At 62.3% G+C, this 13,843-nt stretch carries 10 protein-coding genes; 7 read left to right on the top strand and 3 right to left on the bottom strand.

Annotation, left to right across the window (positions count from 1 at the left end; translation table 11 throughout):
• The 3 genes from secD to AAFP32_RS09110 are packed head-to-tail and all read left to right on the top strand — an operon-like array spanning position 1 to position 5,676.
• Positions 1-2,352 (top strand): protein translocase subunit SecD, encoded by a 2,352-nt coding sequence (gene secD / locus AAFP32_RS09120; protein ID WP_350268866.1) that lies wholly within the window; start codon positions 1-3, stop codon positions 2,350-2,352.
• The gene (gene secF, locus AAFP32_RS09115) at positions 2,349-3,365 is read left to right on the top strand and encodes a protein translocase subunit SecF (protein WP_350268865.1); all 1,017 of its coding nucleotides are present in this window, start codon (positions 2,349-2,351) and stop codon (positions 3,363-3,365) included. The genes secD and secF overlap by 4 nt, the downstream gene beginning before the upstream one ends.
• A gap of 16 nt (positions 3,366-3,381) precedes the next feature.
• Positions 3,382-5,676: a RelA/SpoT family protein gene (locus AAFP32_RS09110; protein WP_101618561.1), complete on the top strand. Its 2,295-nt coding sequence runs from the start codon at positions 3,382-3,384 to the stop codon at positions 5,674-5,676.
• Between the two features lie 159 nt (positions 5,677-5,835).
• Here AAFP32_RS09110 and AAFP32_RS09105 read toward each other — a convergent pair whose 3' ends face one another.
• Together AAFP32_RS09105 and AAFP32_RS09100 are read right to left on the bottom strand one after the other, a co-directional pair.
• Positions 5,836-6,396, bottom strand: coding sequence for a hypothetical protein (locus tag AAFP32_RS09105; protein ID WP_350268864.1), 561 nt, complete (start codon positions 6,394-6,396; stop codon positions 5,836-5,838).
• A gap of 96 nt (positions 6,397-6,492) precedes the next feature.
• Entirely contained in the window at positions 6,493-7,845 is a 1,353-nt protein-coding gene (locus tag AAFP32_RS09100; RefSeq protein WP_350268863.1) for a DUF349 domain-containing protein, read from the bottom strand.
• A 120-nt stretch (positions 7,846-7,965) separates the two neighbouring features.
• On the opposite strand from AAFP32_RS09100, the gene AAFP32_RS09095 reads away from it, so the two are divergent.
• Complete coding sequence (locus AAFP32_RS09095) at positions 7,966-8,610, top strand: MBL fold metallo-hydrolase (protein ID WP_350268862.1); 645 nt, start codon at positions 7,966-7,968, stop codon at positions 8,608-8,610.
• A gap of 85 nt (positions 8,611-8,695) precedes the next feature.
• Positions 8,696-10,030, top strand: coding sequence for a histidine--tRNA ligase (gene hisS, locus AAFP32_RS09090; protein WP_350268861.1), 1,335 nt, complete (start codon positions 8,696-8,698; stop codon positions 10,028-10,030).
• A 22-nt stretch (positions 10,031-10,052) separates the two neighbouring features.
• On the opposite strand, the gene AAFP32_RS09085 is transcribed toward hisS, so the two are convergent.
• On the bottom strand, positions 10,053-10,427 hold the full coding sequence (locus tag AAFP32_RS09085) for an ArsR/SmtB family transcription factor (protein WP_101641539.1): 375 nt from the start codon (positions 10,425-10,427) through the stop codon (positions 10,053-10,055).
• Positions 10,428-10,546: 119 nt separating this feature from the next.
• Here AAFP32_RS09085 and aspS point away from each other — a divergent pair, with 119 nt between their 5' ends.
• Together aspS and AAFP32_RS09075 are read left to right on the top strand one after the other, a co-directional pair.
• Positions 10,547-12,331: an aspartate--tRNA ligase gene (gene aspS, locus AAFP32_RS09080; protein ID WP_350268860.1), complete on the top strand. Its 1,785-nt coding sequence runs from the start codon at positions 10,547-10,549 to the stop codon at positions 12,329-12,331.
• Entirely contained in the window at positions 12,331-13,809 is a 1,479-nt protein-coding gene (locus tag AAFP32_RS09075) for a replication-associated recombination protein A (protein ID WP_350268859.1), read from the top strand. The genes aspS and AAFP32_RS09075 overlap by 1 nt, the downstream gene beginning before the upstream one ends.
• Positions 13,810-13,843: the final 34 nt, after the last annotated feature.

Raw genomic sequence — 13,843 nt, 5'->3', positions numbered from 1 at the left:
GTGTCCGATATTGAAGAAAAACCACGTCCTGGTTTGCGCTTCGTGTGGTTGTCGATCATTGCTGCACTGCTCCTCGGCATCATCGCTGGAGGTGTCGTGTGGTCCGATGCCACAACCACTCCGAAGCTCGCTCTCGACCTCGAGGGCGGAACCTCGATCATCCTGGAACCCCAGGTTTCGAAGGACACGGACATCAGCAAGGAACAGCTTGACCAGGCTGTGTCGATCATTCGACAGCGCGTGGACTCGACCGGTGTGTCTGAGGCCGAGATCACGACTCAGGGTGATCGCAACATTGTTGTGAACCTGCCGGGCAACCCGGACGAGGAAACACGCAACCTGGTCCGCTCTTCCGCTCAGCTCGTCTTCCGTCGAGTCGCCCTCGTCGGTGACCCCCGTTCCCAGGAGAAGATCCAGAAGGAACAGAAGGATCAGGAGAAGAGCGGCGGGGGAGAGCAGCAGGACCCCTCCGAAGGACTCACCGACGAGCAGAAGAAACGCCTCAAAGATCTCACTGGTGGCAGCGCCGGTGCCCAGGCGGATGCTGGTGCGCAAGGCGACGGCGGCGGGCAGAGTGGTGCGGGAGCACCTGGTCAAGACAGTGAAGATGCGCCGGCGGGCGGCGGCGATGTCGCCAACGCCGGCGGAAGCGTTCCCGGGCCCGCGGGCAAGGACGCTGCGAAATCAGGGGCTGAGAGCGGAAAGAGCGGTTCCAGTGACAGTGAAGACACGAAGGTCACCGATGAGACGCCGCGGCCATTGTTCGATCCTGAGAAGGACGTCGACAAATGGCAGACCGAGGCCATCATCAAGAAGTACTCCGAACTCGACTGCACCGACCCGAAGAACCGGACCGGTGGAGAGCAGCAGCCATCCGATGAACCGGTAGTCGCCTGTGGCAAGGACGGAGAGGCCAAGTACATTCTAGGTCCCGTAGAACTCTCCGGTGATCACCTCGCTGACGCCAACTTCGGATACGCCTCCGGCGCCAACGGAGTCCAGACCAACCAGCCTGCAGTGAACCTCAAATTCGATGCCACCGGACGTGAGATCTTCAAACAGATCACCTCGGACATCACCGGTAAGCAGCAGCCGTACAACCAGTTCGCAATCGCGCTCGATGGCCTTGTGCTCTCAGCGCCGTCCTCAAACGCAGTCATCACCGACGGAAACGCGGAGATCTCAGGTGCCTTCACTCTTGACGAGGCGCAGACACTGGCCGGTCAGCTCAAGAATGGCTCCCTGCCGTTGAGCTTCCAGGTCCAGAGCGAGGAACAGATTTCGCCGACCCTGGGTTCGAACTACCTCAACATCGGACTGCTCACCGGCCTCGTCGGTTTGATCCTCGTCGTCATCTATTCGCTCCTGCAGTACCGGGTGCTCGGACTCGTCACCGTCTCGAGTCTCGTCGTCGCCGGCGTACTGACGTATCTGCTGCTGCTTTTGGCTTCGTGGAGATACGGTTATCGACTGTCCCTGGCAGGTGTGGCCGGTATCATCATCGGCATCGGCATGGCAGCGGACTCGTTCATCGTCTACTTCGAACGCGTCAGAGACGAATTGCGCAGCGGCCGAAATCTGCTTTCCGCGGTCGAGGTCGGTTGGGATCGGGCCAAGCGCACCATCTGGGCCTCTAAGGCAGTGAACATGCTTGCCGCGGTCATCCTCTACGTGCTGGCAGTCGGTTCCGTGCGAGGATTCGCCTTCACCCTGGGGCTGACAGTGATCATCGACGTGCTCATCGTCTTCCTGTTCACTCACCCGATGTTGGAAGTGCTCTCGCGTACCAAGTTCTTCGGTCAGGGCCATCCGATGTCCGGTATGGATCCACGGCTGTTGGGGGTCAAGCCCGCTGCCTATCGTGGCGCGCTCAACCTCAGCATCGACGACGACGAGAAGTCGCCAGAGGCGCGCCGACGGGAGAAGGCTCGAGCCCGGAAGGCAGGAATGTCCTCAGACGCCGAGACAGAATCGGCCGAGCAATCGACTGCCGAATCGACTTCCTCCTCTGGGGACTCGTCTGCATCGTCGAAGTCGAAGGTCAGTTCCGCCACTGAACCTTCCGGTCAGCCACATGGCACGACCACTGAGATCGAATCGTCGAAGAAACCTCATTCCTCGGGTTCCGACGAGGTATCTGCCTCCAACAAGCCCGTCGACGAGCCAAGCGATGCGGATGATGCGGCAGAGCCGAAGGGCTTGAAAGCTGCTCAGCCCGAGAGCAAGTCGAAGAAGAAGACCAAGTCCCCGGCGATCTCGGGGCGGACCGGCAGCACGATCGCAGAGCGAAAGGCGGCTGCGAAGAAGGCTGCCGACGATTCTGCCGACAAGGGCAAGGAGGCAGACAAGTGAAACGGTTCTTTGCCTGGGGCAACCGGCTCCACAACGGTGAGTCATCGATCCCCTTCGTCGGGAAGGCCAAACTCTGGCTGCTGATCACCGGCGCCCTGGTCCTTCTGTCACTGCTCGTGCCGTTGATCGCAGGATTCAACTTCGGCATTGCCTTCAAGGGTGGATCACAGTTCCAGATCGACCACGTATCCGACACCGCAACAGCTAAGGGCGAAGACATCGTCGCTGGGGTCGTCGATGGTTCCGAACCACGTCTGACTCCGACGAGCGACACCGCGGTGCGGATTGAGACGAACCAGCTCAGTGATGATCAGATGCAGGAAGTCCGTGACGCTCTCGTGAGCGGATACGACGTCAAAGCAGAAGACGTCACATCCACGTTCGTCGGCCCCGAGTGGGGCCAGGACGTGACCGAGAAGATGATTCGAGCTCTGGTCATCTTCGTCGGCATCGCAATGATCGTGATGGCGTTGTACTTCCGGACCTGGAAGATGTCTCTGGCGGCGATCGTCGGACTGTTCGTCGTCATGATCGTGACGACGGGCATCTATTCCGCGACAGGATTCGAGATCACACCTGAGGCGGTGATCGGCTTCCTCACAGTCTTGAGCTTCTCGCTCTACGACACAGTGGTGGTCTTTGACAAGATCAGAGAGAACACAACTCGGTTCAAGGACAAACGCAACCTGAAGTTCTCCGAATTGGTCAACCTCGGGGTCAATCAGACGACAGTTCGCTCGATCAACACCTCGGTCGTCTCCGTGCTCCCGATCGCATCGATTCTGTTCATCGGCGTGTTCCTTCTCGGCGCCGGAACCTTGGTCGACATCTCTCTGTCGCTGTTCATCGGTACGATTGTGGCAGCGGTTTCGACGTTGTTCGTCGCTAGCCCTCTTTACGCCCTTCTACGGTCGAATGAACCCGCGGTCAAGGCGCAAGAAGAGGCCGTGCGTGAATTACGCTTGAAGAATGGAGCAGAGGATGTTCCACCGGTGATTCACTCCGAGGTCTGAGCAGAAAGGGGATGTCATGGCTTCTTCCGCCGATTCGCGCCGTCCGCGAGGCATCTCCCGCTTAGCGTGGTGGGCGGCCAGGGCGCAGAGCAACCCTGGCTACCCACGTGTCCTGGGTCCGATGATCAGGGCGCTGCAGTCCAACCATCCGAAGGCCGACATCGACCTGGTGGTTCGGGCCTATCAGATCGCAGAACAGGCTCACCGCGGGCAGACCCGCAAATCCGGTGATGACTACATCACGCACCCCGTGGCCGTGGCTACGATCTTGGCTGAGATCGGCATGCTGCCGGTCACTCTCGCCGCCGCGCTGCTCCATGACACGGTCGAAGACACGTCCTACTCGTTGACCGAACTCACTGAGGAGTTCGGCCCCGAGGTCGCCGCGATGGTCGACGGGGTGACCAAGCTCGACAAACTCACCTATGGCCAGGCTGCACAGTCGGAGACCGTGCGGAAGATGATCGTGGCGATGGCCAAGGACATCCGTGTTCTCGTCATCAAGCTCGCCGATCGTCTCCACAACGCCCGCACCTGGCGTTTCGTACCCGCTTCATCAAGTACGAAGAAGGCTCGGGAGACCCTCGAGATCTATGCCCCCTTGGCTCACCGTCTGGGCATGAACACGATCAAGTGGGAACTTGAAGACCTGTCCTTCCAGGTCCTCCATCCCAAGGTCTACGACGAAGTAGTGCGCCTCGTCGCCGACAGGGCACCCGAGCGCGAGAAGTACCTGGCCACGGTCTCCGATGAGCTCCAATCGGAGCTCGTGCAATCCAGTATCGAAGCCGAGATCACCGGGCGACCGAAGCACTACTACTCGATCTATCAGAAGATGGTTGTCCGCGGTCACGAATTCGCCGACATCTACGACCTCGTGGGCGTTCGAGTCCTCGTCGAAACCGTTCGCGAATGCTACGCCACGCTGGGCATAGTTCATGCCCGTTGGAGTCCCGTGCCAGGACGGTTCAAAGACTACATTGCGATGCCGAAGTACAACATGTACCAGAGCCTGCACACGACGGTGATCGGACCGAACGGGAAGCCCGTGGAGATCCAGATCCGAACCCATGAAATGGATCGGCGTGCGGAATTCGGTGTCGCAGCCCACTGGAAGTACAAGGACCGCCACAAAGCCTCGAAAGCCGTGACGTCGAATACCGCACGTTCGGTCAAGGTCTCAGATGACGGCGAAGTTGATGACGCCGCCTGGCTGCGGCAGCTGCTGGAATGGCAGCGCGAGGTCAGCGACCCCGATGAGTTCCTCGACAACCTCCGTTATGAGGTGAATTCGAGAGAGGTCTACGTCTTCACCCCCAAGGGGGACGTGATGAGTCTGCCGGCAGGGGCCACACCCGTCGACTTCTCATATGCGGTTCACACCGAGGTCGGGCACAAGACCATGGGCGCCAGGGTCAACGGTCGACTGGTCGCGCTCGACACCGAGCTGAAGAACGGCGACTCAGTCGAAGTCTTCACCTCGAAAGACGAGAACGCGGGACCCAGCCGTGACTGGTTGGGCTTCGTCAAGAGCCCACGCGCACGCAGTAAGATCCGCCAGTGGTTCTCCAAGGAACGCCGCGAAGAGGCGATCGAGAACGGTCGCGAACAGCTGGCGCGGGCAATGCGTCGCCACACGCTCTCGGCCTCGGCGCTGATGAGCCAGGAAGCACTGCAGGTTGTCGCCACAGAGTTGCGCCTTCCCGATGTCACTGCGCTCTACGCCGCGATCGGCAATGGAGTGAGCTCGGCCGCCCACGTCGTTGATCTGCTGGCTAAAGAGGTCCGAGACGACGACGATGAACCGGTTCTGCCGCCGCCGCGAAATCGCACTGGTCAATCCTCGGGACACCATTCCTCGTCCGGGGGAGTGACAGTCCGAGGCGTCGACGATGTCCTGGTCAAACTCGCCCGCTGCTGCACACCGGTGCCTGGTGACGATATCCTCGGGTTCGTCACCCGCGGTTCGGGCGTGTCTGTGCACCGTGTGGACTGTCCCAACATCTCGTCCCTTGAGCGGGAGCCTGAGCGAATGGTCGATGTCTCCTGGGGAGAGAAGACCAGCGGGATCTACCTGGTTCAGATCCAGGTGGAGGCCCTGGACCGCTCGGGTCTGCTCTCAGATATCACGAAGGTTCTCACCGAGACCCACGTCAATATCCTGTCTGCCACGGTCGCCACTTCCCGGGCCCGGGTGGCTCAGTCTAAGTTCGTCTTCGAGATGAGCGACGCCAGCCATCTCGACACGGTGCTCTCGGCCGTTCGCAAGGTTGAAGGCGTCTTCGACATCTACCGTATCGCCGGGGGCTGACAGCGTCCGCACGCGATTCTGCCAACGATTCCGTGCGCAGCGCCCGTCAACAGGACCCGTGCGCAGGAACTGTGCGCAGTTCCGTGTGTCGACGCCAATGTGACGACGCGCCCGGATACAGCGCGCGAGCACGGCGTCTGGGCCCAGAACGACCCAGGATCATCGTCTGTCGCGATCTGATGCGGCGCAGGTCCGCTCGAAGACGGTTCGCATGTGAGCAATATAGGGCCTGCGAGACATATCGGCCAGATACAGTCGGAAACGTTGTCGGACTCTTGTGGGAAGTTCGTCGATGAGATTCTTCACGGACCGGGCCGACCGTTCGTCGGGGCTGCGGATATGCGGGAGCAACAGATCGTAGAGCGTTCTGTCCTGCGTGGTGATGGGCAGATCGTTGATCAGTTCCCACTCGTCTGCCGTGATCGTGAGCTCATGAACGACGACGTCGCAGCCGTCGACATAGCGCCGCCTCGGATAGGTGATGAACGTCAGCGGACTCGGAGCCCGGCCCAGGCCGCTGTGAACCCACCAGGCGATGTCATGGGAGAGCACAAGGCGCGGTGGGATCTGGGCCTGCAACGCCGCCATGCGATCCTCTGAGCTGAGCACTGCACCCCTGCGGATCCAAGTGGACTCGGTCAGTCGAGTCAGCAGACCATCGAGTGTCAGCTCGGTGAGGTGCTCATAGCTGTAGTCGCGCAGATGAAACATCGCCTCCATACAGCCACTATCTCGCTGTATGGAGGCGTGTTCAAGACCGGGAACTCGATCTGTGGATAAACCGCGACTCATGGTCGCCAGGCTGTGGAAGCTGAGTCAGCCCAGTTCGGCAGCTGTCTGAGCCAACTGATCGCGCCATGCCCGACGTGCGTCTAGTGCCGACTGCGCGTCGGCGACGGTCTTCTCGTCGCCGCCGGACTTCGCCTTCTCGTACTTCTGCTCCAACTCGGCGATCGAATCGTCGAGCTGGCTCAGCGCACCGGACGTACGGGCCTTGGTCTCCGGGTTGCTGCGCTTCCATTCGGCATCTTCTGCATCGGAGAGTGCGCGTTCGACGTCACGCAGTCCGCTCTCCATGCGAGACACATCCGCACGAGGTACCTTGCCGGCGGCTTCCCATTCGTCCTGAATGACGCGCAGTTCCCTCTTCGCCACGCCGATATCGCCGATCGGCAGCAGACCCTGCGCTCTGGCCAGGATTTCCTCCTTGGCCTCCAGGTTGCCCTTGTACTCTTCGTCGACGGCAGCATTCTCTGCATCGCGAGCGGCGAAGAAGACGTCCTGAGCGGCACGGAAGCGGGCCCACAGAGCGTCATCGTCCTTGCGCGAGGCACGTGGAGCCTTCTTCCACTGGCTCATGAGGTCCTTGTACTTCTGAGACACATTGCGGAAGTCGGTCGAATCTGACAGCGACTCCGCCTCGACAACGAGTTTCTCCTTGATTCGCTTGCCCTCGGAGTTCTGCTTGTCGAGCTCTGCGAAGAATTCCTTGCGCTTGTGCTCGAACGTGTTCCGAGCCTGCGAGAAACGGCCCCACAGCTCCTGGTCCACGGCACGCGGCAACCTGGGACCGCTGCGTTGCATGTCCTTCCACTGGCCGAAGAGCTCACGCAGACGTGCCCCGGACTGCTTCCACTGGATCTTTGCGGGATCGCGTTTGGCCAGTGACTCAGCCTCCGCGACGATCTCTTCGCGTTCCTGCGCGGCCTCGAGCTTGGCCGCCTCTGCACGGGCAGCCTGCTTCGACTCGGTGGCCTGTGCATCCGAGATCAGGGTGTCCAAGGTGGCCGACAGGCCCTTGAGATCACCGACGACGTTGGCCTCGGGCAGAGTCTCCTGCAGAGTCGTCGCAGCCGAGACCACCTCGCGACCTGGTGCACCAGCGGACAGACGATTGCGGAGAAGAGCCGCGTTCTCCACGAGTTCGACGTACTTCTTCGCGAAGTACTCCAAGGCTTCGTCAGGACTGGCATCGGGATACTGCCCGACCGCACGTTCGCCATCGGCGGTGACGACGAAGACATTGCCCTCTTGGTCAGCGCGGCCATGCTCGATTGCGCGTCGGACTTCCGCATCATGATCAACGGTTGTCCCGGTCACTGTCCGGGCCGCCTGGGGACGGGGCAGAGAGGACGGGCGCGGGACCGGCTTCGGGGTCGGGGTCGACATGATTACTCACCTTGTTTCCATCGGTCGAACCTGCAGTAGTCTGTGCCTGCAGATCACTCGATTTCCTGATTGACGTTATCCCAGCATAACCAAGCCCCAGGCTCTGGATAGACTTTGATCATGGATGTATTTGTGACCCGTGCCGAATTTCTCGAAGTCAACTGCTACGCCGTGCGTGCCGAAGGCCATGACGACTGCATTTTCGTCGACTCAGGATTCGACTGTGCACCTGGCCTTGCCGAAATCGTAGACGAGGAGAATCTGGTGCCTCGCGCGATCTTCCTCACCCATGGTCACCCCGACCACATCCTCGGACTGACCAACGTTCTGGCCCGCTGGAATGTGCCCGTCTACCTGGGAGACACCGACCGCTACCGCCTCGACAAGCCCGCCGAAACTCTCAGCCCGCAGTTCGCCCAGATGCTTCAACCGCTCGTCAAGGACTGGTCGGCACCCGAGGTCAAGGCTCTCATCGACGCACAGACCGTGGAGGTCGCAGGGCTCACCGTCACCGCTGTGGCCGCACCCGGGCACACGGAAGGTTCGACTCTCCTGCGAGTGCAAGCCGACGGTGAGGAGATCATCTTCACCGGCGATGTGGTCTTCGCCGGAGCGATCGGCCGGGTCGACCTCCCGGGGGGAGATGCCTCGGCGATGGCAGAATCGCTGCAGGCGTTCGCGACGTTGCCCGACGTTCCCATCTATCCTGGACACGGTCCAGGCTCCCGTGTCGGCCACGAACTGGCGACGAACCCGTTCTTCTAGAGACGAGCCCGTTCCTTTCATTGAGACCAACCGACCACAGACAGCACCCGAACCCCATCAGAGACGAAGAGCACCAAGGAGAACAATGGCGAAGTCAGCCCGACTGTCCGGATTCCCGGAACGACTTCCAGCAGAACGCGTGATTGAGAAGTCGATCATCGACGTCCTCGAACACACCTTCGCGCTGCATGGATACTCGGCACTCAACCACCGTGCAGTCGAGCCGATCAGCCAGCTCGCGAAGGACGGAGAGATCGACAAAGAGATCTTCGCCGTGAGCCGACTGCACTCTGAGGGCACCGAGCGCAATCCACTGGGTCTGCACTTCGACCTCACTGTGCCGCTGGCGCGGTTCATCGCCGACAACGCCAACGAACTGTCCTTCCCGTTCAAGGCTGCCCGGGTCCAGCCGGTGTGGCGCGGTGAACGCCCCCAGCAGGGCCGGTACCGCGAGTTCATCCAGGCCGATATCGACGTCATCGCCGAGGCGGAGCTGCCCGGACACTTCGAAGTTGAGATTCCGCTTGCTGTGGCCGATGCCTTCAGCCGGCTGGCACCGCTGGGCGTGCCCGGGGTCAAGATCGTGGTCAATGATCGCAGGCTCCTCGAGGGGTTCGCTCGTGGCATCGGACTGACGAACATCCAGGCCGTCCTGCGCTGCCTGGACAAATACGACAAGATCGGTCCCGCCGAGGTGGGCAAGCTGTTGGCCGCCGAAGCCGACGCCGACGAGGAACAGCAGCGACTGTGCCTCGAACTGGCTGCGATCGAGTCGGATTCGCCGGACTTCGCAGACGACGTGCGGGCGCTCGGAGTCGAGCACCCATTGCTCGACGAAGGCCTTCAATCCCTGACCACGATGCTTCGCGCAGCCCATGGCAGGGCACCTGGCGTCGTTGTGGCACAGCTGAAGATCGCGCGTGGACTCGACTACTACACGGGAGCCGTCTACGAGACGCAGCTGATCGGGCATGAAGAACTCGGATCGGTCGCCTCGGGCGGTCGCTACGACTCGCTCGTGACTGTGGGGAAGAAGAGCTATCCGGGTGTCGGGATGTCGATCGGCGTCTCGCGGCTCATGGCCTTCATCCTCGATGCTGACAGCGGCATCAAGGCCACGCGCGGAACACCTTCGGTCGTCGTCGTTGCCGTGACCGATGAGGACAAGCGCAGCGAAGCCGATGAGGTTGCCACCGCTCTGCGTGCCCGCGACATCGCCTGCGAGGTCTCACCGAGCGCTGCGAAGTTCGGCAAGCAGATCCGCTACGCCGAGCGCCGCGAGATTCCCTTCGTGTGGTTCACCGATGGTGAGAGTGGTCACGAAATCAAGGACATCCGCTCCGGCGAGCAGACCTCGGCGGACCCTGCGACCTGGGTGCCTGTCGAGGCCGATCGCCTGCCACGGGTGTATCGGGACTGACGTAGGCGGAGTCTGCCCTGATTCAGGAGTCGCTCGGGGGCGGGTCGGGTGCCAACGATCCGTCCGGGGCGATGTGATCGAAGATCTCACGCACCATTGAGACCACGTGCGGGTCGTCGACGGTGTAGAAGATTCGACGCCCGTCCCGGCGAGACGAGATCAGGCCCGCCAATCTCATCTTCGCCAGATGCTGACTCACGGTGGGTACGGCCGCACCGATCGCCTCGGCGAGGGAAGAGACATCGAGTTCCTGGTTGACCAGCGTCCAGACCAGACGCAGACGCGTCCCGGACGCGAGCATGCGAAACGTCTCCGCCGCCACCTCGACCTGCGCCGAGGTGGGGTTAGTTTCCACGTCGGAGTCGAGATCCTCCGTGCCTGTACCACCAGTGCTCATGTCATCCTCTTCCTCTTGCCCCGCGGCAGATGACCTGCAGTGGGCCATGCCGGTAATCGAGTGGCGAGGCACTATCATTGTTCACGCGCTGCCACATAAACATCGTAAAGGAGCCCTAGGTGCTGCGAAGCCATGAAACCGGAAGCCTGCGAGCCTCACACGCAGGACAGACCGTCACCCTCTCCGGGTGGGTCGACCGCCGTCGCGATCACGGAGGTGTCGCCTTCATCGATCTGCGTGACGCATCGGGGATCGTCCAGGTCGTCGTCCGTGAGGACGATGCGCACGCACTGCGCAACGAATCCGTCGTCAAGGTCACCGGTACCGTGTCCCTGCGCCCCGAGGGCAACACCAACGCCAACCTGCCCACCGGTGACGTCGAGGTCATCGACACGAACGTCGAGATCCTCAGCCTCGCCGAGGCGCTGCCTTTCCAGGTCTCCGACCACGCCGAAGACGCCGGCACCGTCGGCGAAGAGACTCGCCTGCGCTACCGCTACCTCGACCTTCGCCGGTCCGGCCCCGCCGCCACGATGCGTCTGCGCTCGGCCGCGAACAAGGCCGCCCGTACGGTCCTCGACGAGCAGGAGTTCCTGGAGATCGAGACCCCGACCCTGACCCGGTCCACTCCTGAGGGCGCGCGCGACTTCCTGGTTCCCGCACGCCTGCAGCCCGGCTCCTGGTACGCCCTGCCGCAGTCACCGCAGCTGTTCAAGCAGCTCCTGCAGGTGGCGGGCATGGAACGCTACTACCAGCTGGCTCGCTGCTACCGTGACGAGGACTTCCGTGCCGATAGGCAGCCCGAATTCACCCAGCTCGACATCGAAGCCTCCTTCGTCGAGCAGGAGGACATCATCGCCCTGGCGGAGAAGATCCTCGTTGCTCTGTGGAAGCTCATCGGTCACGAGATCACAACCCCGATCCCGCACATCACCTACGCCGAGGCGATGGAGAAGTACGGCAGCGACAAGCCCGATCTGCGTTTCGAGCTCGAGCTGCACAACCTCACCGAATTCTTCGCGAACACCCCGTTCCGGGTCTTCCAGTCCGACTACGTCGGCTCCGTCGTCTACCCCGGCGGAGGCACCCTGCCCCGCCGTCAGCTCGACGGCTGGCAGGACTGGGCAAAGCAGCGCGGTGCGAAGGGCCTGGCCTACGTTCTCGTGGCCGAAGACGGAACCCTGACCGGTCCTGTGGCCAAGAACATCTCCGATGAGGAGAAGGCCGGCCTCGTCGAAGCCGCCGGAGCCAACCCTGGTGACGCGATCTTCTTCGCAGCCGGTGACCCTGCGAGCTCGCGTTCACTCCTCGGGGCGGCACGCAATGAGATCGCCGAACGCACCGGACTCATCAAGGAAGGTGACTGGGCCTTCGTGTGGGTCGTCGACGCACCGCTCTTCGAATCCGCAGCCGCGGCACAGGCAGCAGGCGACGTCGCCGTCGGCGAGGGATCGTGGACCGCAGTCCACCACGCCTTCACCGCGCCGAAACCCGAATTCCTCGACACTCTGGAATCCGATCCCGGCGCTGCCTTGGCCTACGCCTATGACATCGTCTGCAACGGCAACGAGATCGGTGGCGGTTCGATCCGCATCCACCGCAAGGACGTCCAGGAACGCGTGTTCAAGATTATGGGCATCTCCGAGGAGGACGCACAGGAGAAGTTCGGTTTCCTCCTCGAGGCCTTCAAATTCGGCGCACCCCCACACGGAGGCATCGCCTTCGGCTGGGACCGTATCGTGTCCCTGCTGGCCGGGGTCGACTCGATCCGCGAAGTCATCGCCTTCCCGAAGACCGGTGCCGGATATGATCCACTCACCCAGGCGCCCGCAGCGATCACCGACGCACAGCGTGCCGAGGCCGGCGTGGACTTCGAACCGGAAGACGAAAACGCCGAGGCCTGATGACCAACGGTCCTGACCTCTTCTCCTCCGATGGCCCGGACCAGGGATCTCCTGGTCCGGGCGTCGGGGGTTCTTCTGCCAGCTCGGGTCGAGCTCTCGACCCGCTGGCGGTGCGGATGCGTCCGCGCACCATCGCCGAGGTGGTCGGCCAAGACCACCTGACATTCCCCGGCTCACCCCTCGTCCAACTCGTCGAAGCCAGCGGGGGAGACCGGGCAGGAGCCTCCTCGGTGATCCTGTGGGGCCCACCCGGAGTCGGCAAGACAACCCTCGCTCACGTCATCTCCCACGCACCGGGCCGCACCTTCGTGGAGATGTCCGCCATCACCGCCGGCGTCAAGGACGTGCGGCAGGTGATCGAGAACGCCAGGCGCGAGCGTGACATGTATCAGCGCACAACCGTGCTGTTCCTCGACGAGATCCACCGGTTCTCGAAGGCGCAGCAGGACGCTCTGCTGCCGGCGGTGGAGAACCGCCTCGTCGTGCTCGTCGCCGCGACGACCGAGAACCCGTCGTTCTCCGTCATCTCCCCACTCCTGTCCCGCTCGCTGCTGCTCACGCTGCGTCCACTCGACGACGCCGCCATCGCCGATCTCCTCGACCGGGCGGTCACCAGCGAACGAGGCTTGGCAGGGGAATTCGAACTTGAGCCGGCTGCGAAGGACTTCATCGTCCGCATCGCCGGTGCCGACGCCAGACGCTCCCTGACGATCCTCGAAGCTGCCGCCGGCATCGCTGCCGCGCAGGCAGATTTCGTCGAGGCAGGTGCTGTCGACCCGTCTGATGCTGATGCCGATGCCGATGCTGAGGACGAGGTCGAAGCCGAGGACTCCGAGACTCGCGCGATCCTCATCACCGAGGCCGCCTGTGCCGAGGCCAGTTCAGAAACAGTGCTGCGCTACGACAAGAACGGCGACCAGCACTACGACGTCGTCTCCGCATTCATCAAGTCGATTCGCGGCTCGGACGTCGACGCCGCGCTGCACTACTTGGCCAGGATGATCGTCGCCGGCGAGGATCCCCGCTTCATCGCCCGGCGCGTTGTCATATCGGCTGCCGAGGACATCGGAATGGCCGATCCGCAGGCTCTGCCGATCGCGGTGGCGGCATCAACGGCGGTGCAGAACATCGGCATGCCGGAAGGTCGCATTCCCCTCGCCGAGGCGGTCACCTATCTGGCCATGGCACCGAAGTCGAACGCGAGCTACCGGGCTCTCGACGCCGCGATCGCCGACGTCAAGAACGGGTTCTCCGGACAGGTGCCCACGCACCTGCGCGACGCTCACTATCCCGGTGCCAAAGAGCTCGGTCACGGCGAGAGCTATAAATACTCGCACGACTATTCTCACGGGGTCGCCGCCCAGGAATACCTGCCCGAGACGCTGCGAGGGAAGCGCTACTACGTACCGACAGGCAACGGCATGGAGCGTTCCTTGGGGGAGCGACTCGAGATGCTGCAGAAACTTCTGCGACCCTGATCTCGACCGCCGCTCGCTGAATTCTGCGGCCGAA

It is taken from the genome of Brevibacterium sp. CBA3109 (assembly GCF_040256645.1).
In the GTDB taxonomy this organism is placed as follows: domain Bacteria; phylum Actinomycetota; class Actinomycetes; order Actinomycetales; family Brevibacteriaceae; genus Brevibacterium; species Brevibacterium koreense.
Note: the sequence above shows the minus strand (reverse complement) of the source record. Positions and strands in the feature narration are given on the sequence as shown.